The sequence below is a fragment of the Achromobacter sp. 2789STDY5608621 genome (genome assembly GCF_001299375.1).
In the GTDB taxonomy this organism is placed as follows: Bacteria; Pseudomonadota; Gammaproteobacteria; order Burkholderiales; family Burkholderiaceae_B; genus Achromobacter; species Achromobacter insuavis.
Window position 1 is genome coordinate 27,437 of record NZ_CYTU01000015.1, and the last position, 18,328, is coordinate 45,764.

22 protein-coding genes are annotated in these 18,328 nt (G+C 69.4%); 10 read left to right on the forward strand and 12 right to left on the reverse strand.

What is annotated here, in order from left to right:
• Positions 1 to 41: 41 nt before the first annotated feature.
• The 5 genes from AOZ53_RS16140 to AOZ53_RS16160 all read right to left on the reverse strand — a co-directional run bounded on the left by AOZ53_RS16140 (position 42) and on the right by AOZ53_RS16160 (position 2,786).
• Positions 42 to 356, reverse strand: a complete 315-nt coding sequence (locus tag AOZ53_RS16140; protein WP_054488478.1) for a hypothetical protein — start codon at positions 354 to 356, stop codon at positions 42 to 44.
• A 161-nt stretch (positions 357 to 517) separates the two neighbouring features.
• Positions 518 to 784 (reverse strand): translation initiation factor IF-1, encoded by a 267-nt coding sequence (gene infA, locus AOZ53_RS16145; RefSeq protein WP_054460443.1) that lies wholly within the window; start codon positions 782 to 784, stop codon positions 518 to 520.
• A 618-nt stretch (positions 785 to 1,402) separates the two neighbouring features.
• Entirely contained in the window at positions 1,403 to 1,942 is a 540-nt protein-coding gene (locus AOZ53_RS16150) for an SRPBCC family protein (protein ID WP_054476055.1), read from the reverse strand.
• On the reverse strand, positions 1,939 to 2,301 hold the full coding sequence (locus AOZ53_RS16155; RefSeq protein WP_054488480.1) for an ArsR/SmtB family transcription factor: 363 nt from the start codon (positions 2,299 to 2,301) through the stop codon (positions 1,939 to 1,941). The genes AOZ53_RS16150 and AOZ53_RS16155 overlap by 4 nt, the downstream gene beginning before the upstream one ends.
• A 53-nt stretch (positions 2,302 to 2,354) precedes the next feature.
• On the reverse strand, positions 2,355 to 2,786 hold the full coding sequence (locus AOZ53_RS16160) for a GFA family protein (RefSeq protein ID WP_054428517.1): 432 nt from the start codon (positions 2,784 to 2,786) through the stop codon (positions 2,355 to 2,357).
• Between the two features lie 196 nt (positions 2,787 to 2,982).
• Between AOZ53_RS16160 and phnC the strand changes: the two genes are divergently transcribed.
• From phnC to phnE, 3 genes are all read left to right on the forward strand, one after another.
• Positions 2,983 to 3,825, forward strand: a complete 843-nt coding sequence (gene phnC, locus AOZ53_RS16165; protein ID WP_054488482.1) for a phosphonate ABC transporter ATP-binding protein — start codon at positions 2,983 to 2,985, stop codon at positions 3,823 to 3,825.
• Positions 3,826 to 3,854: 29 nt separating this feature from the next.
• Entirely contained in the window at positions 3,855 to 4,835 is a 981-nt protein-coding gene (gene phnD, locus AOZ53_RS16170) for a phosphonate ABC transporter substrate-binding protein (protein WP_054428515.1), read from the forward strand.
• A 76-nt stretch (positions 4,836 to 4,911) separates the two neighbouring features.
• Positions 4,912 to 5,706, forward strand: a complete 795-nt coding sequence (phnE, locus tag AOZ53_RS16175; protein WP_054428514.1) for a phosphonate ABC transporter, permease protein PhnE — start codon at positions 4,912 to 4,914, stop codon at positions 5,704 to 5,706.
• A gap of 31 nt (positions 5,707 to 5,737) precedes the next feature.
• Here the strand turns inward: phnE and AOZ53_RS16180 are convergent, their stop codons facing one another.
• From AOZ53_RS16180 to AOZ53_RS16190, 3 genes are read right to left on the reverse strand one after another with little or no spacing between them, the layout of a single operon-like run.
• Positions 5,738 to 6,235, reverse strand: coding sequence for a GAF domain-containing protein (locus AOZ53_RS16180; RefSeq protein WP_054428513.1), 498 nt, complete (start codon positions 6,233 to 6,235; stop codon positions 5,738 to 5,740).
• Positions 6,232 to 7,203 (reverse strand): Bug family tripartite tricarboxylate transporter substrate binding protein, encoded by a 972-nt coding sequence (locus AOZ53_RS16185; protein WP_054488484.1) that lies wholly within the window; start codon positions 7,201 to 7,203, stop codon positions 6,232 to 6,234. Before AOZ53_RS16185 ends, AOZ53_RS16180 begins: the two co-directional genes overlap by 4 nt.
• 56 nt (positions 7,204 to 7,259) lie before the next feature.
• Positions 7,260 to 9,092, reverse strand: a complete 1,833-nt coding sequence (locus AOZ53_RS16190; RefSeq protein WP_054488486.1) for a gamma-glutamyltransferase family protein — start codon at positions 9,090 to 9,092, stop codon at positions 7,260 to 7,262.
• A 106-nt stretch (positions 9,093 to 9,198) separates the two neighbouring features.
• Between AOZ53_RS16190 and AOZ53_RS16195 the strand changes: the two genes are divergently transcribed.
• Positions 9,199 to 10,158 (forward strand): LysR family transcriptional regulator, encoded by a 960-nt coding sequence (locus AOZ53_RS16195; protein ID WP_054428510.1) that lies wholly within the window; start codon positions 9,199 to 9,201, stop codon positions 10,156 to 10,158.
• Between the two features lie 61 nt (positions 10,159 to 10,219).
• On the opposite strand, the gene phnN is transcribed toward AOZ53_RS16195, so the two are convergent.
• From phnN to phnF, 4 genes are all read right to left on the reverse strand, one after another.
• The gene (gene phnN / locus AOZ53_RS16200) at positions 10,220 to 10,798 is read right to left on the reverse strand and encodes a phosphonate metabolism protein/1,5-bisphosphokinase (PRPP-forming) PhnN (protein ID WP_054488488.1); all 579 of its coding nucleotides are present in this window, start codon (positions 10,796 to 10,798) and stop codon (positions 10,220 to 10,222) included.
• Positions 10,795 to 11,538 (reverse strand): DUF1045 domain-containing protein, encoded by a 744-nt coding sequence (locus AOZ53_RS16205; RefSeq protein ID WP_054488490.1) that lies wholly within the window; start codon positions 11,536 to 11,538, stop codon positions 10,795 to 10,797. Before AOZ53_RS16205 ends, phnN begins: the two co-directional genes overlap by 4 nt.
• A 2-nt stretch (positions 11,539 to 11,540) precedes the next feature.
• Positions 11,541 to 12,737, reverse strand: a complete 1,197-nt coding sequence (locus tag AOZ53_RS16210; RefSeq protein ID WP_054428507.1) for an alpha-D-ribose 1-methylphosphonate 5-triphosphate diphosphatase — start codon at positions 12,735 to 12,737, stop codon at positions 11,541 to 11,543.
• Positions 12,738 to 12,835: 98 nt separating this feature from the next.
• A complete protein-coding gene (gene phnF, locus AOZ53_RS16215; protein ID WP_006390823.1) occupies positions 12,836 to 13,558 on the reverse strand; it encodes a phosphonate metabolism transcriptional regulator PhnF in 723 nt (240 codons plus the stop codon).
• Positions 13,559 to 13,742: 184 nt separating this feature from the next.
• Here phnF and phnG point away from each other — a divergent pair, with 184 nt between their 5' ends.
• Genes phnG through phnL form a run of 6 tightly spaced genes read left to right on the forward strand, consistent with a single transcriptional unit; the run spans position 13,743 to position 18,328 of the window.
• Complete coding sequence (phnG, locus tag AOZ53_RS16220; RefSeq protein WP_054488493.1) at positions 13,743 to 14,213, forward strand: phosphonate C-P lyase system protein PhnG; 471 nt, start codon at positions 13,743 to 13,745, stop codon at positions 14,211 to 14,213.
• A 1-nt stretch (position 14,214) separates the two neighbouring features.
• Entirely contained in the window at positions 14,215 to 14,832 is a 618-nt protein-coding gene (gene phnH, locus AOZ53_RS16225; RefSeq protein ID WP_054428505.1) for a phosphonate C-P lyase system protein PhnH, read from the forward strand.
• Between the two features lies 1 nt (position 14,833).
• A complete protein-coding gene (locus AOZ53_RS16230; RefSeq protein WP_054428504.1) occupies positions 14,834 to 15,949 on the forward strand; it encodes a carbon-phosphorus lyase complex subunit in 1,116 nt (371 codons plus the stop codon).
• Positions 15,946 to 16,836 carry an alpha-D-ribose 1-methylphosphonate 5-phosphate C-P-lyase PhnJ gene (locus tag AOZ53_RS16235; protein ID WP_054488495.1) on the forward strand — a complete coding sequence of 297 codons (891 nt, stop codon included), beginning with the start codon at positions 15,946 to 15,948 and terminating at the stop codon, positions 16,834 to 16,836. Before AOZ53_RS16230 ends, AOZ53_RS16235 begins: the two co-directional genes overlap by 4 nt.
• Positions 16,833 to 17,609 (forward strand): phosphonate C-P lyase system protein PhnK, encoded by a 777-nt coding sequence (gene phnK / locus AOZ53_RS16240; RefSeq protein WP_054428502.1) that lies wholly within the window; start codon positions 16,833 to 16,835, stop codon positions 17,607 to 17,609. Before AOZ53_RS16235 ends, phnK begins: the two co-directional genes overlap by 4 nt.
• A gap of 2 nt (positions 17,610 to 17,611) precedes the next feature.
• A complete protein-coding gene (gene phnL, locus AOZ53_RS16245) occupies positions 17,612 to 18,328 on the forward strand; it encodes a phosphonate C-P lyase system protein PhnL (RefSeq protein ID WP_054488496.1) in 717 nt (238 codons plus the stop codon).

Consider the following 18,328-nt stretch of genomic DNA (forward strand, 5'->3'; position numbering starts at 1 on the left):
CGCTTTGAAACGCGATGCTTGGAAAAGGGGCGGGGCCGCCTTCAGGCGGTGGCCGCCTGCGGCGCGGGCGCGTCCTGCGCCGTCTGCAGCGAGATGCGATGCAGGACGTACTGGTGCATGCGCTCGGCGTACATCATCTGGTCCAGCATGCCGTGCAGCTGCACTTCCTGTTCGTCCAGGCAGTTGTCGTACTTGGTCTTGGCCTCGGCGTAGGTGAGGCCGGTATTGCGCAGGCTGTTGATGAACGCTTCACGCGATTGGTGCAGCAGGCGCAGGCCTTCTTCCCCCTTGGCGAATCGTCTTCGCGTCAGGGAGAGCTGGTCGGCCGCTTCTTTCAATTCCTGTGTCAGATCCATCTTGCTGCTTCATGCGTGTTCCTCCGGGCCTGGCGCCGGGGGAGCGCCATTCTTTCACGAACCGGGGTCTTGCGCATTACTACGGCAGGGCGCGCGCGAGTTTAAGGCCCGGGGGCGCCCGCCGTGGCGGCGGCAGGCCGGCGCGGCGCCGGCCCCGCGGTTCAGCGGCGGTGCTGCTGGGGACGGCTGGTCGGGGCGGGGCCGCGCTCGTCCTTGTGGCGGAAGTTGATGCGGCCCTTGGTCAGGTCGTACGGCGACATTTCCAGCGTGACGCGGTCACCGGCCAGGATGCGGATGCGGTGCTTGCGGATGCGGCCGGAGGCGTAGGCGCCGACTTCGATGCCGTTGTCCAGGGTGACGCGGTAGCGGCTATCGGGCAGCACTTCGTCGACGATGCCGTCCAGTTCGATGAGTTCTTCTTTAGCCATTCTCTACTCCTTGATCAATACGCGCCGCCATGCCGTCGGCATGGCGCGCCATCCGGGGATGGCGAGCGCGTCGGACTCTGTTAGCCAAGTCCAGCGGTTGAACGTAAAACGTCCGGGCAAGCGCGGGTATGGGCCACGGCATCCCAAGTGGATGTCTGAAATGACGGATACTCGCGCCGCGAGGGCAGTGTGCGCGTGATGCGCAGCTTGGTCGCGGGTCGGCGCTTGTGGCGCGTTGCCGGAAGAAGCGGGTTGGAGTGTCTGCTGCGATACCGGGCGACGCGGGTTGCGCCACGGGGCGAGGGCAGGTTTCACCCAAGAAAACCGGTTGCAGCGTCGCGGGAATGCCGGGCGAAAGTCCGTCCTGACCCGCCACTGCGGGTAGGTACTCAGACTGCCACCGTGGGTTGGCACTCAATGTTGTGAACGAAGCCCGGTTTTTGCGGAAAAATCACGGACTTATGTTACTGCAAAGCGCAATGATTAGCCAGTTTTTATCCGCCCTGAAGGCGTGATAGTTGCTATTGAACGACTGTGCGGCGGCGGATCCGGCCGCGGGAATAACGGGGAAGGAACGGTGGTCCCGCCCCGACAGGCGCGGGGCGGGAATGGCGTCCCTTATTGCGCCGGAATGCGCGCCTGGTAGTCCGTTTCCCAGCGCAGCAGCGCAGACCAGAACGGGCCCGGCTCGCGGCCCGCCAGGCGCGCGGACAGCACGCCCAGGTGCGCGTGCCAGCCGCCGGCCACGTCGATCATGTCGGCGCGCGAGGCCAGCTTGCGGTGGGTCAGCACCAGGCGGGTGCCATCGCCTTGCGGCGACAGCTCGAACGTCACTTCCGATGGCTGGCCCTGCGAGCCGCCCCAGGTGAACGCCAGCAGCCGCGGCGGCTCGCACCGGGTGATGACGCCGTGCGTGGTGACGCCGTTTTCATAGGGCTTGTAGGGCTCGGGCGTGGGCTCGGCCACGGAAGACAGGTCGGCGTGCACGAAGCGCAGCGTGACGCCGCCGCCTTCGCGCAGCTCCATGTCGCCGCTCGCCAGCCACAGTCCGCGCTTGTCGGATTCGGTCAGGAAGGCCCAGACCCGTTCCACGCTGGCGGGCAGGATACGGGTAAAGCAAAGGGACGCGGGGCTGGTGACGACACCGTAATCACTCATGTTGGCTCTCCGAGGGAGGCGGTCGGGGGCGCATGGGCGGCCAGCGCGGCTTCGAGCGCGTCCAGCCGACCCGACCAGAAATGTTCATAGAAGCGCAGCCATTGCATGGCTTCGGCCATCGGGGCCGGATTCAGGCTGCATACGTGGCTGCGGCCGTTGACGGTCCGCCGCAGCAGGCCGGCCCGTTCCAGCGCCTGCACGTGCTTGGAGGCGCCGGCGAAACTCATGCGCAGGGGCGCGGCCAGTTCACCGATGGTCCGGTCTCCGCCGGCCAGGCGCTGCAGCATGTCGCGGCGCGTGGGATCGGCCAGCGCGCGAAAGACGGCATCGAGGGACGGAGGAGGCAATGATTCAACCATGAGGTTGAATATAGCTGTCCTTCCGATCAAAGTTCAACTACATGGTTGAATTTTTATGTAACGGCGTGGGGCAGGGCCGTTTCCGCGTCCTCGTAGGCCTCGGGATACTGCGGCAGGGCGTCGGTGATGTCGAACCAGGGCGCCTTGCTGGCGACGTGGCAGTGCGCGCCCGGCTTGACGCCAGGGTCGTCGTCCAGCGCGCCCAGCGGCAGGCCGTAGATGTCGGGTGTCTGGTCGAAGCGGCTGAGCAGCGGCGTGCCGCAGGCTTCGCAGAAGCCGCGGTAGTTGCCCGGCGACGAGCAATACCAGGTGACGTGGTTTTCCCCCTTGGTCCAGGCGAAATCCTTGGCCTGGACGGTGGCTCGGCTGCGGAACGCGGCGCCGTGCGACTTGCGGCACATGGCGCAATGGCAGTTGAGGGCGTCGGTGAGCGGACCGGTGATCTGGTAGGCAACGCGGCCGCAGAGGCAGGAACCGTTGAGCATGATGACCGCCTGTCGGAAGGGGGATGCTCCGAATATACCCGTCGCCCGCGACGATGGCGCGACCTTATATGACGGATGTCTTTCAGTCGGTTGCCATGACCCCTATTTTCAGCCAAATGATTCGATCGTCAGGTCATCGCGCTGTCATGCCGCGAAAACAGAATGCGCGAATGAACCAATCCAAGGGGTTTCAACGATGACATACGCCATCGAAGTACAGGAGCTGAGCAAGTCCTTCCACCCCGGCGCGCTGGCGCTGGACAACGTCGACCTGCGCGTGGCGGACGGCGAGATGGTGGCGCTGCTGGGCGCCTCGGGCTCGGGCAAGTCGACGCTGCTGCGCCATCTGGCGGGCTTCGTGGTCGGCGACGCCGGGCAGGGCAGCGTCACGGTCAACGGCCAGTTGATCCAGCGCCATGGCCGCCTGTCGCGCCAGGTGCGCGGCGCGCGCGCCAGCATCGGTTTCGTGTTCCAGCAATTCAACCTGGTGGGCCGCCTGCCGGTGATCACCAATGTGCTGACCGGCCTGTTGCCGCGGGTGCCGCTGTGGCGCAGCCTGACGCGCGTGTTCCTGCGCGATGAAGTGCGCCAGGGCCTCGACGCGCTTGCCCAAGTTGGTATAGACGACTATGCATTTCAGCGCGCCTCGACGCTGTCCGGCGGCCAGCAGCAGCGCGCCGCCATCGCCCGCACGCTGGTGCAGAACGCCCGCGTGATCCTGGCCGATGAGCCGATCGCCTCGCTCGATCCCGAGTCCTCGCGCCGCGTGATGGACACGCTGGCGCACATCAACCGCAGCCGCAAGGTGGCCGTGGTGGTCTCGCTGCACCAGGTCGACGTGGCCCTGCGCTACTGCCCGCGGGTGGTGGCGCTGCGCCACGGCAAGGTGGTCTACGACGGCCCCTCGGCCGACCTGACGCCGGCCATGTTGCGCGACCTGTACGGCTCGGAACTGAGCGAGCTGCTTCCCGAATATGCGCCGCAAGCTCAGCCCCTGCCGGGCCTGGCGCCGCTTTCCCAACAGGCCTACGCGGCCTGACCTTACCCGTTCCCTACCCGGAGCTTTCCATGCTACGCAGAACCTTTGTTGCCCTGATCGCCGCTGCCGCCTTGTCCACGCAAGTCCATGCGCAAGACGCCAAGACGCTGAACTTCGGCATCATCTCGACGGAATCGTCGACCAACCTGAAGTCGGTCTGGCAGCCCGTCATCGACGACCTGAGCCGCGCCATCGGCGTGCCGGTCAAGCCGTTCTTCGCTTCCGACTACGCCGGCATCATCGAAGGCATGCGCTTCAACAAGGTGCAGATGGCCTGGTACGGCAACAAGGCCGCCATCGAAGCGGTCGACCGCGCCAGCGGCGAAGTGTTCGCCTCGGTGATCGACAAGGACGGCAACCCGGGCTACTGGTCGCTGCTGATCGTCAACAAGGACAGCGACATCAAGACCCTGGACGATCTGCTCAAGCGCCGCGGCCAGCTGACCTACGGCGCCGGCGACCCCAACTCGACCTCGGGCACCGCCGTGCCGGGCTACTACCTGTGGGGCGCCAACAAGATCGAGCCGAAGACCTTCTTCAAGGCCGTGCGCGTCAGCAACCACGAAACCAATCTGCTTTCGGTCATCAACAAGCAGGTCGACGTGGCCGTCAACAACACCGAGGCGCTGGAGCGCTATCGCCTGAACACCGGCAAGGACGCCAACGACAGCGTGCGCATCCTGTGGAAGTCGCCGCTGATCCCGGCCGATCCGCTGGTCATGCGCACCGACCTGCCGGCCGACATGAAGGCCAAGATCCGCGACTTCTTCGTCAACTACGGCAAGGGCAAGGACGCCGCGCGCGAAATGGCCAACCTGAAGGCGCTGACCTACCAGGGCTTCCGCGCCTCGGACAACCAGCAGCTGGTGCCGATCCGCCAGATCGAACTGGCGCGCGAGAAGGCCAAGATCGAAGCCGACGCCACCATCGGCCAGGCCGAGAAGCAGAAGCAGCTGTCCGACCTGGACGCCAAGCTGGCCAGCCTGGGCCAGCCGACCGCCAAGCAGTAACGATGCCGCGCCGCGCCGGCGCCTGCCCCGCAAGCGCCGGCGCGCGTCCATCCGATTTTTCACCTCCGGAATCCTCATGACCCTGGCCGTGCCTTCTTCCCGTTCCCCCGCCGCCCCGCGCTCGTCGCTGCCGGTCCTGCTCGTATGGGCCTTCGTGCTGGCGCTGCTGGTGATGTCCTGGCGCGGCGCCGACATGCGGCCGCTGGACCTGTTGCGGGACTCGGGCAACATGGCCCAGTTCGCCGCCGACTTCTTCCCGCCCAATTTCCGCGACTGGCGCATGTACCTGGACGAGATGGTGGTGACGGTGCAGATCGCGGTGTGGGGCACGTTCCTGGCGATCGTGGTGGCGGTGCCGCTGGGGCTGCTGTGCTCGTCGAACATGGTGCCGGCCTGGGTCTACCAGCCGATGCGGCGCCTGATGGACGCCTGCCGCGCCATCAATGAAATGGTGTTCGCGATGCTGTTCATCGTGGCGGTGGGCCTGGGGCCCTTCGCCGGCGTGCTGGCGCTGTGGGTGCATACCACCGGCGTGCTGGCCAAGCTGTTCTCCGAGGCGGTCGAGGCCATCGACCCGCGCCCGGTGGAGGGCGTGCGCGCCACCGGCGCCAATGCGCTCGAAGAGATCGTCTATGGCGTGATCCCGCAGGTGCTGCCGCTGTGGATCTCGTATTCGCTGTACCGCTTCGAGTCGAACGTGCGCTCGGCCTCGGTGGTGGGCATCGTCGGCGCCGGCGGCATCGGCACCGTGCTGTGGGAGATCATCCGCAGCTTCCGCTACGCCGAGACCTGCGCGGTGATGATCATCATCGTCGGCTTCGTGGTCGTGATCGACATGGCCTCGGCCCGCATCCGCCGCGCGCTGATCTGAGCCAGGGGGCGCGTCGTGGCGCCCCCTTTGTTCAACCGGCCGGTGTCAGCGCCAGGAAGGCCGGCAGGGCCAGCAGGCCCGCCAGCCGGGCGGCGGCGAGGTCGGCCGGCGTCAGCGCCGCGCGCGGCATCAGGAAGTTGACGGTGCCCAGGCAGGCGCCGTCGAACACCACCGGCACGTTGATCACCGACCGCAGGCCGAGCGCCTGGATGGCGTCGTGGTCGTCGAAGAACTCGCGGATCGCGTCGACCCCCTCGCCGATGAAGACCTTGCGTTCGAGCAGGACGTGGCGGCCCCAGGCGGTGCCGCGCTTGTCCTTGCTGCCGCCGGGGGGATAGGCCGCGGGATTGGAGCTGTACAGCCGCACCACCCGCATTTGTTCGGCGTCGTGGCGGTTGATGGTGCACAGCGTGTGCCCCAGCGTGCCATGGGCATGGGCGTCGAGCGCGGCGAAGGCGGCCGGGGCCGAGGCCTCGGCATAGGCCTGCGCCAGGCGCTCTACGGCGGGAGTGTCGGACGTGAGGCTCATTCGGCGGTGATTCCCAGTTCCTTGATCAGCTTGCCGTATTTGTCGGCGTCGCGCGCCAGCACCTGGCCGAACTGCTCCGGCGTGGTGTCCAGCAGCAGCACGCCCATGTCGCCCATCTTCTTGATGACGTCGGGGCGCTTGAGGATCTTGTTGATTTCCTGGTTCAGGCGCGTCGTCAGCGCCGGCGGCATGCCGGCCGGGCCGAAGGCGCCGTACCAGACCGACAGCTCGTAGCCGGGCAGGGTCTCGGCCACGGTCGGCACGTCGGGCAGCAGCGGCGAGCGCTGCTCTTCGGTGACGGCCAGCAGCTTGAGCTTGCCGGTCTGCACGTGCGGCAGGGTCTGCGTGCCGGCGCTGAACAGCACCTGGGTGCGGCCGGCCACGGTATCGAGCACCGCGGGCGCGCCGCCGCGGTAGGGGATGTGCATCATCTTCACGCCGGCGGCCTTCTCGAACAGCGCGGCGCTCAGGTGGTTGGTCGAGCCCTGGCCGGCCGAGGCGTAGGCCACCTTGTCGGGATTGGCCTTGACGTAGTCGATGAATTCCTTGACGTTGCTGGCCGGCACCGAGGGGTGCACCACCATCGTGTTGGTGACCAGCGCCAGTTCGGCGATGGGCGTGAAGTCCTTGACGCCGTCGAATGGCATGCTGCTGTACAACGCCTGGTTCATGGTGTGGGTGCTCATCGAGCCGACCAGCAGCGTGTAGCCGTCGGGCTTGGCGCGCGCGACGAAGGTGCTGCCGATGTTGCCCGAGGCGCCCGAGCGGTTCTCGACGATGACGGGTTGGCCGAGCGATTGCGTCAGTCCTTCGGACAGCACGCGCGCCAGGATGTCGGTGGAGCCGCCGGCGGCCCACGGCACGATCAGCGTGATCGGCTTTTCGGGCCAGGCGGCGTGCGCCAGCGCGGGCGCGGCGCAAGCCAGGGTCAGGGCGCAGGCGCGCAACAGTCGTCGGATGGTCTTCATGGTGTTTACCCCTTGCGATAAGGCCGGTCTCGTCGCCGGCTGGATGGAAAATCGGTTCATCGGCCGACCGCGTAGCCCTGCATGCCGCGCGGGTTGGCGGCGGCGCGCAGCAACAGGCCGCCGCCGGCCGCCGGTTCGCGGGTGCAGGCGCTGATGCGGCCTTCGGACCAGTCGGGGCCGACGCGCACGTCGTGGCCGGCCTCGCGCAGCGCCTGCCGCGTGGCCTCGGGCAGGCGGCCTTCGACGGTCAGGCGGTTCAGCGTCAGCGAACGCGGCCAGAACGAGCCCGGGAAATGGTCGATGTGCCAGGACGGCGCGTCGATCGCCTGCTGCAGGTTCAGGCCCATGGCGTGGCGCAGGAAGAAGGACACGGTCCACTGGTCCTGCTGGTCGCCGCCGGGCGTGCCGAAGGCCATGTAGGGCTGGCCGTCGCGCAGCGCCAGGCCGGGCGACAGCGTGGTGCCGGGCCGCTTGCCGGGTTGCAGCTGGCCGGGCACGCCGTCGTCCAGCCAGGTCATCTGCAGCCGCGTGGTCAGCGGAAAGCCCAGCGCCGGCACCACCGGGCTGGACGACAGCCAGCCGCCGGACGGCGTGGCCGCGACCATGTTGCCGTCGCGGTCGATGACGTCGATCTGGCAGGTGTCGCCGACGAAGATCTCGCGCGCGGCCCATTCGGCCACCGGCGGCAGCGCCGCGAAGGTCGGCTCGCCCACGCCGAAGCGGGTGTCGGACGCGGCCAGGGTGCGGGCGGCGACCTCCAGGTCGGGCAGGCGCGGCGCGCGGCCCGCGGGGGAGCCGGGTTGCAGCGTGGTGGCGGCGCGCGGGCCGATGGCGGCGGCGCGCGCGCGGGCGTAGTCGTCGCTCAGCAGCGCGGCCAGCGGCACGTCGACGAAATCGGGATCGCCGTACCAGGCGGCGCGGTCGGCGAAGGCCAGCTTGGCGGCCTCGGCGATGCGGTGCACGAATTGCGGCGAGGCCGGGTCCAGCCCGTCCATTTGCAGGTGGCGCAGCAGCGCCAGCTGCTGCAGGTGCACCGGGCCTTGCGACCAGACGCCGCACTTGGCAACCGTGTAGCGGCCGTATTGCAGCGTGACCGGATCGTCGTAGCGGGCGCGCCAGTCGGCCAGGTCGGCCTTGCGCAGCAGGCCGCGATTGCGCTGGCCGGTGGTGTCGCGCACCGCTTCATGGGTGTAGTAGGCGTCGATCTCGTCGGCGACGAAGCCGCGGTACCAGATGGCCAGCGCGGCGTCGATGCGGCCGGCGCGGTCGGTCGCCGCCGCGTGGGCTTCGTCCAGGATGCGGGTGTAGGTGGCGGCGATGGCCGGCGTGCGCAGCAGCGCGCCGGGCGCGGGCACCTTGCCGTCGGGCAGCCAGACGGCGGCCGAGCTGGTCCACTCGTCGCGGAACAGGGCCTGCACCGCCAGGATGGCCTGCGAGATGCGCGGCACCAGCGGAAAACCGTTGCGGGCGTAGTCGATGGCCGGGCGCAGCACGTCGGCCAGTTCCCAGGTGCCGTAGTCGCGCAGCAGGGTCAGCCAGGCGCCGAAGGCGCCGGGCACGGTGGCGGGCAGCAGCCCGATGCCGGGCACCAGGTCCACGCCCAATCCACGGAAGTAGGCCGGCGTCGCCAGCGCCGGCGCCGGCCCCTGGCCGCACAGCGCGCGCATGCGGCCTTCCCGTTCGCTCCACAGCAGGATCGGCACTTCGCCGCCGGGGCCGTTCAGGTGCGGCTCGACGATCTGCAGCGTGAAGCCGCCGGCCACCGCGGCGTCGAAGGCGTTGCCGCCGCGCTCCAGCACGCCCATGGCGACCTGCGAGGCCAGCCAGTGGGTGGACGAGGCGACGCCGAAGGTGCCGCGGATTTCCGGGCGGGTGGTGAAGTCGGACATGGGCGGTCGGGCGGGGTGGGGATACGGCGCAGTATAGGGTCGTGAAATAACTGATGTGTCCGTTGTTGGCATAATTGAATAACCAATCAGTTATGAGTAGACCGCCGTGACCTGGGACGCCGCCCGACTCGCCAACCGCCTGCGCCACCGCCACCTGGCGCTGTTGGCCAATATCGCCAAGCACGGCACGCTGACCCGCGTGGCGGCCGCCACCGGCATCAGCCAGCCCGCCGCCACCAAGGCGCTGGCCGAGCTCGAGGACATCTTCGGCGCGCCGCTGTTCCTGCGCACCGGGCGCGGCATGCAGCCCACCCCGCTGGGCGAACTGGCGCTGGTGCGGGCCCGCCGCATGCAGGGCGACCTGGACCTGTGGGCGCGCGAGGTCGAGGCGCTGCACGACGGCCGCGCGGCGCATCTGCATGTGGGCGTGGTGCCGTACGTGTCGAGCGCGCTGCTGACCGCCGCCATCGGCCGGCTGCACCAGCGCCACGGCGTGACCCTGACGCTGCACCGCGCCACCACCGACCACCTGGTGCCGATGCTGCGGCGGCAGGAACTCGATTGCATCATCAGCCGGGCGACCTCGACCGTGGCGCAGGACGACCTGACCCATCGCGTGCTGTACCGCCAGCGGCCGCGCCTGATCGCGCACAGCCGATTGGCGCAGCGCCTGGCGCGGCGAGCGGCGGATTGGGCGGCGGTCGCGCAGATGGATTGGGTGCTGCCGGCGGTCAACACGCCGACGCGCCAGCTGATCGTCGAACACTTCATCCGTGCCGGCCTGCGTTCGCCGGCGCCGGTGTTGGAAGCCTATTCCACCGATGTGATCGAGGGCATGCTGAGCGCCAATCCCGCGCTGATGTCGGTGGTGCCCGAGGACATCGCGCGCGAACTGTGCCAGCGCGGCAAGCTGGGCATGGTGCCGTGGGACTTCGGCTGGGAGTTGCCGCCGATCAACCTGATCCGCCGCCGACGCGAGCAGGCGCTGGCGGCGGAGGAGTGGTTCTCGGCGATCCTGCTGGAGCTGTGCGCCGACCTGGGGCCGGACGCGCGGCCGCGGGAGTGAGGCGTCCGGCCGGCGCGGCCGTGGCGTCGCGGCGGCCGTTTCGCGGCGATGCCGGCGCGGGCTACGCGATCAGGCGGCCGCGGGCGATATCCAGCAGTTCGGCGCCGGCGGCTTCGGGCGCGCCGTTGTTGCCGACGCGCAGCAGGCGGCAACCCTCGGGGACCGGGAAATCCTGCGCGGCGCGCTGCAGGCGCTGGGCGATCTGTTCGGGCGTTTCGCGGCCGCGCGCCGCCAGCCGCCGCGCCAGTTGCGCGGGGTCGACCGTGATCTCGACCGCGGTCAGCGCCGGATAGCGTCGGTGGGCCTCGGCCAGGTGCGCGCGCGAACCGTTGATGATGACGGCCGCCCCGCAGTCCAGCCAGGTGTCGACCTCGATGCCGATGCCGTAATGCAGGCCATGGCTGGCCCAGCGCAGCGCGAAGCAGCCGAGCGCGGCGCGGCGCGCGAATTCCTCGACGCTCAGGCGCAGCGCGTCTTCGGTGGCGCCGCTGTCGCGCGTGATGTAGCGGTGCGCCACCAGCACCGGTTCGTCGCCGCGCAGGCCGGCGCGCAGCAGCCGCAGCAAGGTGTCCTTGCCGCTGCCGGAGGCGCCCATCAGGTAGATCAGGCGCGCGCCGCTGGCGGGGTCGGGCGGGTTCATGCCGCGGCAGGTCCTTCCAGGTAGGCCGCGCCCGCCGCGTCGGCGTGGCTGCCGTCGAAGTGGTAGTGGCGCGCCGCGATGAAGTCGGCGCCCGCCCGCGGCTGCACATACACGCTCACGCCGGGAACCGCCATGGGCTGGCCGCGCAGCGGGTCGGCGAAGGCGGCGATGCCGGCCTGCGCCTGTTCCAGCGCATGGCCGTCGAGCTTGCCGGTCAGCGTGATGTGGAAGGTGAAAGTGTCGAACACGTACGGGTAGCCCCAGCGCGCCAGCATGGCCTGCTGCTCGGGCGAGAGCGCATGCGCCTGGCGCCGGGCCAGTTCGTCTTCGCTGGGCGCGGCGCGCAAGTCGTCCAGGCCGCGCACGGCGGCGGCGGCCAGGGCGTTGAGGCGGGCACGGCCCTCGGCGTCCGAGGCGGCGATGCGCCAGGCCAGGAAGCCGCGCAGCGGCTCGCATTCGAGCTGGATGCCGAAGGTGTCATCGGCGGCGGCGAGTTGACGCGCGGCGGCGTCGACGTCCTGAGGCGTGGCGCCGGCGCGCAGCCGGAATGGCGGCTTCAGCGTGGCGTGCAGGCCGTAGTGGCGCGGCGCCTGGGTCCAGTCGCGCGCGGCCTCGGGTTGGCCGGGCAGCGGCGGCAGGGCCGCGCCGGTGTCGGCGCAGCGGCCCAGCCAGCGGCTGCCGAGTTCACGCCAGGGGCCGGTGGGGGCCAGGTACAGCGCATAGCGGTGGGCCAGCGGCATGGTCAGGCCGCCATGCGCTGGTTGCGGTCGTCGCCGAAGGCGCGGGTGGCGTAGCGCAGCTCGCCGCCGACGATGGCGGCGCAGACGCGCGGCAGGCCGGGCACCTGGTCGTCGACCACGATGGCGTCGGCGATCAGGCCGGGCGCCAGCGCGCCGCGATCCTGCAGGCCGGCGGCGCGGGCCGGGTTCAGCGACACCAGGTTCCAGGCCTGCTCCAGCGGCAGCACGCCGTCGTTCACCAGGCGCAGCGCCGCCGCCAGCGGGGCGGGGTAGTAATAGTCGGAGGTGAGGATGTCGCACAGGCCGGCGCGCACCATCTCGGTGGCGCTGGGGGCGTTGGTGTGGCTGCCGCCGCGCACCACGTTGGGCGCGCCGAACACCACCGAGTTGCCCAGGTCGCGGGCCACGCCGGCGGCATCGCGCGTCAGCGGGAATTCCGCCACACTGCAGCCCAGCTGGTGGTAGTAGCGGCGGGTGGCGGCGTCGGGGTCGTCGTGCGAGGCGACCTTCAGGCCGGCCGCCTGCGCGCAGGCGGTCAGTTCGCGCATGGCGTCGGCCACCGCGTCGGCCGCGCCCATGGCGCGGCGGATGCGTTCCTGGAAGGTGTCCAGGTCGCATTCGGCGCGGTCTGCGTATTGCAGCAGCTTGCGGTCGTCGCCCAGGCGGCGCGCCATGCTGGGCAGGTGGTCGTTGAGCGCGACGAAGCGCACGCGGCCGTCGCGGATCCATTGCTGGGCGGTCTCGACGCCGCCGACGTGGTGGGTCTCGAAACGCAGGTGCACGTAGTGGCGCGCGCCCATGATGTGGCGCATGCGTTCGAGGGCGGCGAACATGCGCTCGGCATAGGCTTCGCCGCGCAGGCCGCCTTCCCATGACAGCGTGACGCCGTGGAATTCGGTGGTGATGCCGTTGGCCAGCAACTGGCGGTCGACGTCGAACAGCGCGCCGTCGTAGGGGAAGGTGACGCTGGGGCGCGGCATGATGGCGCGCTCGAAGGCGTCGCCATGCAGGTCGACGATGCCGGGCAGCACCAGCAGATTGCCGGCGTCGAACCAGGCCGCGCCGCGCGCGGGCGTGCCGCCGGCGTCGTCGATCAGTCCTCCATGGAATCGCAGGCTGGCGTGTTCGATGCCGCGAGGGGTCAGGATACGTTGGCCTGTGACACCGGCCAGGGGCGAGGGGGCGTGTGCTTGGTTCATGACGGGAAAGTTAGCGGTGCTGCATTACAACCAGATGTCTAGATGAGTGAAATCGCAAGACGGCGCAAGCGGCCGCGCGCGGCCGCCGCGCGCCGGCCTCAACTGTCGTCGGCCACCATGAGCTGGACCAGGTCGCCGACGAAACGGGTGATGCTGTATTGCAACGGCGCGCCGGCCTGGTCCACGTTCAGGGCCTCGACCTGCAGGATCGGGCGCGTCTTGGGCTGGCCCAGGATGCGCGCCACCTCCGGCGACGGCAGCGTGGCGGTGATACGCGACCATTTGCGCGTGTAGTCGCCGATGTCGTAGTGGGCGTAGACCTTCGATACCGACCGCAGCGCGTTCATGCGCTCGATGAAGTCGGGGAAGCGCTTTTCGTCGAAGTAGTGTTCGGACGCGCTGATGGGGCGGTTCTCGGCCTTGCCCACCATCTGCACGCGCAGCAGCGGGGCGTTGCGCGCCAGGCCCAGGTGCTTGGCGATGTCGGCCGCGCGCAGCGTCTGGCTGCCCAGGGCTTCGAGATGGCCCAGCATGCCCTGGCTGCGCAGGTTCTCGGAAAAGCGCGTGCGCTTGCCGATGGCGTAGTCGATGGCGTGTTCCTGCACGAAGGTGCCGCGGCCCTGTTCGATGCGCACCAGTCCGCTCTGTTCCAGTTCGCCCATGGCGCGCCGGATGGTGTGGCGGTTGACGGAGAACTTGGCGGCCAGCTCCGGTTCGGAGGGCAGTTGTTCGCCCGCCATGTACAACTTGTTGCGGATGTCGTCCGCCAGCGACTCGCCGATCTGTCGCCACACGGCGATACCGGAACCTCTTTCGACCATAGGATGTGCTCGTGCTGTCATATCAGCTTCATCAAGAATGGCTGTGATTGTGCACCAAGCGGCGGGCGCGGGATAGGCAATGCGTCCCCGCCGCAACTGTCATCAAAAATTCACGCCAGGCTGTTGAACTTCCACTTGAACGCGATCATACTCCATCCAGTCGTCTAGACGTTTAGAGGAAACAATGGACCATCCACAAACCGCGCAGGGTGAAACCCAGGCGCAACGGGCCGCCTGGATGCGGGTGTTGGCACTGGCCGATCCGGCCATGCTGGAAGGGGCGTTCGGCGCGCTTGGCGGCGTGCCGCCGCATCAGATGCTGCGCCCGGCGCAGACCGGCATGGCCATGGCGCGGGCCCGCAGCGGCGGCACCGGCGCGCGCTTCAACCTGGGCGAAATGACGGTGACGCGCTGCGCCGTCAGCCTGGAGAACGGCGTGGTCGGCATCGCCTACGTGCAGGGCCGGTCGCTGCGCCATGCCGAGCAGGCCGCGGTGGCCGACGCGCTGCTGCAACTGCCCGATTGGCACGACACGGTGCAGGCGCAGCTGATCCAGCCGCTGGCGCGCGAACGCGCCGAGCGCATCGAGCGCCAGGCGCGCGTCGCCGCGCAGACCAAGGTCGAATTCTTCACGATGGTGCGAGGCGAGGACTGACATGCATCAAGAACTTCTTGGCGCCGCGGCCGCGAGCCGCAAGCTGCTGCCGGGTTTCGCGGACCCGGTGAACGACGCGCAGGCCACCTTCCGCACCGCGCTCGACGCCATGGCGCATCCGGGCCGCGTGTACGAAGTGGCCGCCGCCAGCGGCGTGCCGGCCGGCCTGTCGCCGGCGCTGACCGCGCTGCTGCTGACGCTGGTGGACGTGGACACGCCGCTGTGGCTGCCGCAGGGCCTGGACGCCAGCGTGCTGGATTTCCTGCGTTTCCATTGCGCCTGCCCGATGGTGCCGTCGGCCTCGCTGGCGCGCTTCGCGGCGGTGCCGGCGGGCGGCGGCGTGCCCGCGCTGGCGTCGTGCCATCCCGGCGACCCGGCCTATCCGGACCTGTCCACCACGCTGCTGATCGAGGTCGCGTCGCTGGACGCCGGCGCCGCAGTCACGCTGACCGGCCCCGGCATCCAGAGCCGCCAGGCGCTGCGCGCCGCCGGCCTGCCGGACGGCTTCTGGCGCGACTGGCGCATCAACCATCAACGTTTTCCGCTGGGCGTCGACGTGTTCCTGACGCACGGGCGGCAACTGTGCGCGCTGCCCCGCAGCACGCGCGTGGAGAGCTGACATGTATGTAGCCGTCAAAGGGGGCGAACGCGCCATCCTCAATTCCTACCGCATGCTGGACGACTACCGGCGCGGCGACCGGGCCCTGCCCGAACTGAGCCTGGACCAGATCCGCGAACAGATGCCGCTGGCGGTGTCGCGCGTGATGGCGGAAGGCTCGCTCTACGATCCGCAACTGGCGGCGCTGGCGCTGAAACAGGCCGCCGGCGACGTGATCGAGGCGGTGTTCCTGCTGCGCGCCTATCGCACCACGCTGTCGCGCTATGGCTACACCCAGCCGATCGACACCGGCGAGATGCGCCTGCAGCGCCGCATCTCGTCCACCTTCAAGGACGTGCCGGGCGGCCAGATCCTCGGGCCGACCTATGACTACACCCAGCGCCTGCTGGACTTCTCGCTGGAAGCCGAGCGCGAGGCCGACGCCCTGCCGGCGGGCAACGAGCCGCTGGACAGCGCCATGCCGCGCGTCACCGACCTGCTGGCGCACGACGACCTGATCGACGCCGAGGCGGTGCCCGAGGGCGATCCCGAGCCGTTCGATCTGACGCGCCAGCCGCTGGACTTCCCGGCCTCGCGCGCCGCCCGCCTGCAGAACCTGGCGCGCGCCGACGAGGGCTTCCTCTTGTCGATGGGCTATTCCACGCAGCGCGGCTACGGCAACACGCACCCGTTCGCCGCCGAGATCCGCTACGGCTTCGTGGAAGTCGAGATGCACATCGAGGAACTGGGTTTCGCCGTCACGGTGGGCGAGATCGAGATCACCGAGTGCCAGATGGTGAGCCAGTTCTCGGGCAACGCCGAGGAAGGCCCCAAGTTCACCCGCGGCTATGGCCTGACGTTCGGCTATGGCGAGCGCAAGGCCATGTCGATGGCGCTGGTGGACCGCGCCATGAAGGCGCAGGAACTCGGCGAACGCGCCGATTCGCCGGCCAACGATCATGAGTTCGTGCTGTACCACAGCGACAACGTCGAGGCCTCCGGTTTCGTGCAGCACTTGAAGCTGCCGCACTACGTGGACTTCCAGGCCAACCTGGAACTGCTGCGCCGCATGCGCGCCGAACGCGCCGCGCCGGCCCCCGAGAACACCCGCCAGCTGGACGAGGCCATTTCCTCATGACGACTTCCCACACCCCCGGCGCCGCGGTCGAACGCGACGACCACTACAACTTCGCCTACCTCGACGAGTCCACCAAGCGCATGCTGCGCCGCGCGCTGCTCAAGGCGGTGGCGATTCCCGGCTACCAGGTGCCGTTCGGCAGCCGCGAGATGCCGCTGCCCTATGGCTGGGGCACGGGCGGCATCCAGGTGACGGCGTCGATCATCGGCCCGGGCGACGTGCTCAAGGTGATCGACCAGGGCTCGGACGACACCACCAACGCCATCAACATCCGCCGCTTCTTCGGCCGGGTGACCGGCGTGGCCACGACCGAATCGACCCGCGACGCCAGCATCGTGCAGACGCGCCACCGCATTCCGGAAACGCCGCTGCAGGCCGACCAGATCATGGTGTTCCAGGTGCCGATTCCCGAGCCGCTGCGCTGGCTCGAGCCGAGCGAGACCGAGACCCGCACCATGCACGCGCTGGCCGAATATGGCGGCATGCACGTCAAGCTGTACGAGGACATCGCCCAGCACGGCCACATCGCGACCACCTACGACTATCCCGTGATCGTCAACGACCGCTACATGATGCGGCCGTCGCCGATCCCGAAGTTCGACAACCCCAAGCTCGACAACAGCCCGGCGCTGATGCTGTTCGGCGCCGGCCGCGAGAAGCGGGTCTATGCGGTGCCGCCGTACACCCGGGTCAAGAGCCTGGACTTCGAGGACCATCCCTTCACCGTGGAGAAGTGGTCGGAGTGCTGCGACCTGTGCGGCTCGCGCGACAGCTTCCTCGACGAGATCATCCTGGACGACGCCGGCACCCGCCGCTTCGTCTGCTCCGATACCGAATACTGCAACGACCGCCAGGCCGAGCAAGCCGAAAAGGAAGCCACCGCATGAACGCCCAACCCTTGCTTTCCGTGCGCGACATGACGCGCACCTGGGACGGCGTGCACGGTTGCCGCAACGTCAGTTTCGACCTGTTCCCCGGCGAAGTGCTGTGCGTGGTGGGCGAGTCCGGTTCCGGCAAGAGCACGCTGCTGTCGGCCGTGTCGTACCAGACCGCGCCCGACGCCGGCAGCGTCTGGTACGACACCCGCGACCAGGGTTTCACCGACCTGGCCGCGCTGTCCGGCGCGCGCCTGCGGCTGCTGGCCCGCACCGACTGGGGCTTCGTGCGCCAGAACGCCCGCGACGGCCTGCGCATGCAGGTCAGCGCCGGCGCCAACATCGCCGAGCGCCTGATGGCGGTGGGCGACCGCCACTATGGCGAGTTGCGCCAGGCCGCGGGCAGCTGGCTGCAGAAGATGGAGATCGACGTCGGCCGCCTGGATGACGCGCCGGCCTCGTTCTCCGGCGGCATGCAGCAGCGCCTGCAGATCGCCCGCAACCTGGTGACCCATCCGCGCCTGGTGTTCATGGACGAGCCGACCGCGTCGCTGGACGTGTCGGTGCAGGCCCGCCTGCTGGACCTGCTGCGCCAGCTGGTGACCGACCTGGGCCTGGCCGCCATCGTCGTCACCCACGATCTGGCGGTGGCGCGCCTGCTGGCGCACCGCACCCTGGTGATGCGCGGCGGCGAGGTGGTCGAAAGCGGCCTGACCGACCAGATCCTCGACGATCCGCAGCATCCCTACACCCAGTTGCTGGTGTCTTCCATTTTGCAGAGCTGACCATGACTGTCGCGAAACCCATGATCGAGGTGCGGGGCCTCGGAAAGATGTTCACCCTGCACAACCAGGGCGGCATCCGCCTGCCGGTGCTGGAGGCGGTCGATTTCGACGCCGCGGCCGGCGACTGCCTGGTGCTGGCCGGCCCGTCGGGCACCGGCAAGAGCACTTTGCTGCGCTGCCTGTACGGCAACTACCTGGCCACCGAAGGCAGCATCCGCGTGCGCGCCGGCGATGACTGGGTCGAGCTGGTCGGCGCGCCCGAGCAGCGCATCCTGGCGCTGCGGCGCGACGTCATCGGCTACGTCAGCCAGTTCCTGCGGGTGATCCCGCGCGTGTCGGCGCTGGACGTAGTGGCCGAGCCGCTGCGCATGGCCGGCATCGAGCCGGACGAGGCCCGCGAGCGCGCCGGCGCCATGCTGCGGCGCCTGAACGTGCCGTCGCGCCTGTGGGGACTGGCGCCCGCCACCTTCTCGGGCGGCGAACAGCAGCGCGTCAACATCGCCCGCGGCTTCATCGCCCGGCATCCCATCCTGCTGCTGGACGAGCCGACCGCGTCGCTGGACCCGGACAACCGCGCGGTGGTGATGGCGCTGATCCATGAGGCGCGCGCCGCCGGCCGTTGCCTCCTGGGCATTTTCCACGACGCCGAAGTGCGCGACGCCGTGGCGTCCCGAATCCTGGCCTTGCGCCCCGCGCAGGCCGCCGTCGAACTGGAGTGA

Bases quoted from the DNA above. Each gene is read 5' to 3' on its own strand.
- AOZ53_RS16160 (WP_054428517.1), bottom strand. From the start codon at position 2,786: ATGCTCAACGGTTCCTGCCTCTGCGGCCGCGTTGCCTACCAGATCACC.
- phnG (WP_054488493.1), top strand. From the start codon at position 13,743: ATGGACCATCCACAAACCGCGCAGGGTGAAACCCAGGCGCAACGGGCC.
- AOZ53_RS16230 (WP_054428504.1), top strand. From the start codon at position 14,834: ATGTATGTAGCCGTCAAAGGGGGCGAACGCGCCATCCTCAATTCCTAC.
- AOZ53_RS16205 (WP_054488490.1), bottom strand. From the start codon at position 11,538: ATGCCGCTGGCCCACCGCTATGCGCTGTACCTGGCCCCCACCGGCCCC.
- AOZ53_RS16150 (WP_054476055.1), bottom strand. From the start codon at position 1,942: ATGAGTGATTACGGTGTCGTCACCAGCCCCGCGTCCCTTTGCTTTACC.
- AOZ53_RS16155 (WP_054488480.1), bottom strand. From the start codon at position 2,301: ATGGTTGAATCATTGCCTCCTCCGTCCCTCGATGCCGTCTTTCGCGCG.
- AOZ53_RS16190 (WP_054488486.1), bottom strand. From the start codon at position 9,092: ATGTCCGACTTCACCACCCGCCCGGAAATCCGCGGCACCTTCGGCGTC.
- AOZ53_RS16140 (WP_054488478.1), bottom strand. From the start codon at position 356: ATGGATCTGACACAGGAATTGAAAGAAGCGGCCGACCAGCTCTCCCTG.
- phnH (WP_054428505.1), top strand. From the start codon at position 14,215: ATGCATCAAGAACTTCTTGGCGCCGCGGCCGCGAGCCGCAAGCTGCTG.
- phnE (WP_054428514.1), top strand. From the start codon at position 4,912: ATGACCCTGGCCGTGCCTTCTTCCCGTTCCCCCGCCGCCCCGCGCTCG.
- phnF (WP_006390823.1), bottom strand. From the start codon at position 13,558: ATGGTCGAAAGAGGTTCCGGTATCGCCGTGTGGCGACAGATCGGCGAG.
- AOZ53_RS16185 (WP_054488484.1), bottom strand. From the start codon at position 7,203: ATGAAGACCATCCGACGACTGTTGCGCGCCTGCGCCCTGACCCTGGCT.
- AOZ53_RS16235 (WP_054488495.1), top strand. From the start codon at position 15,946: ATGACGACTTCCCACACCCCCGGCGCCGCGGTCGAACGCGACGACCAC.
- phnK (WP_054428502.1), top strand. From the start codon at position 16,833: ATGAACGCCCAACCCTTGCTTTCCGTGCGCGACATGACGCGCACCTGG.
- AOZ53_RS16180 (WP_054428513.1), bottom strand. From the start codon at position 6,235: ATGAGCCTCACGTCCGACACTCCCGCCGTAGAGCGCCTGGCGCAGGCC.
- phnD (WP_054428515.1), top strand. From the start codon at position 3,855: ATGCTACGCAGAACCTTTGTTGCCCTGATCGCCGCTGCCGCCTTGTCC.
- phnC (WP_054488482.1), top strand. From the start codon at position 2,983: ATGACATACGCCATCGAAGTACAGGAGCTGAGCAAGTCCTTCCACCCC.
- infA (WP_054460443.1), bottom strand. From the start codon at position 784: ATGGCTAAAGAAGAACTCATCGAACTGGACGGCATCGTCGACGAAGTG.
- phnN (WP_054488488.1), bottom strand. From the start codon at position 10,798: ATGAACCCGCCCGACCCCGCCAGCGGCGCGCGCCTGATCTACCTGATG.
- AOZ53_RS16210 (WP_054428507.1), bottom strand. From the start codon at position 12,737: ATGAACCAAGCACACGCCCCCTCGCCCCTGGCCGGTGTCACAGGCCAA.
- phnL (WP_054488496.1), top strand. From the start codon at position 17,612: ATGACTGTCGCGAAACCCATGATCGAGGTGCGGGGCCTCGGAAAGATG.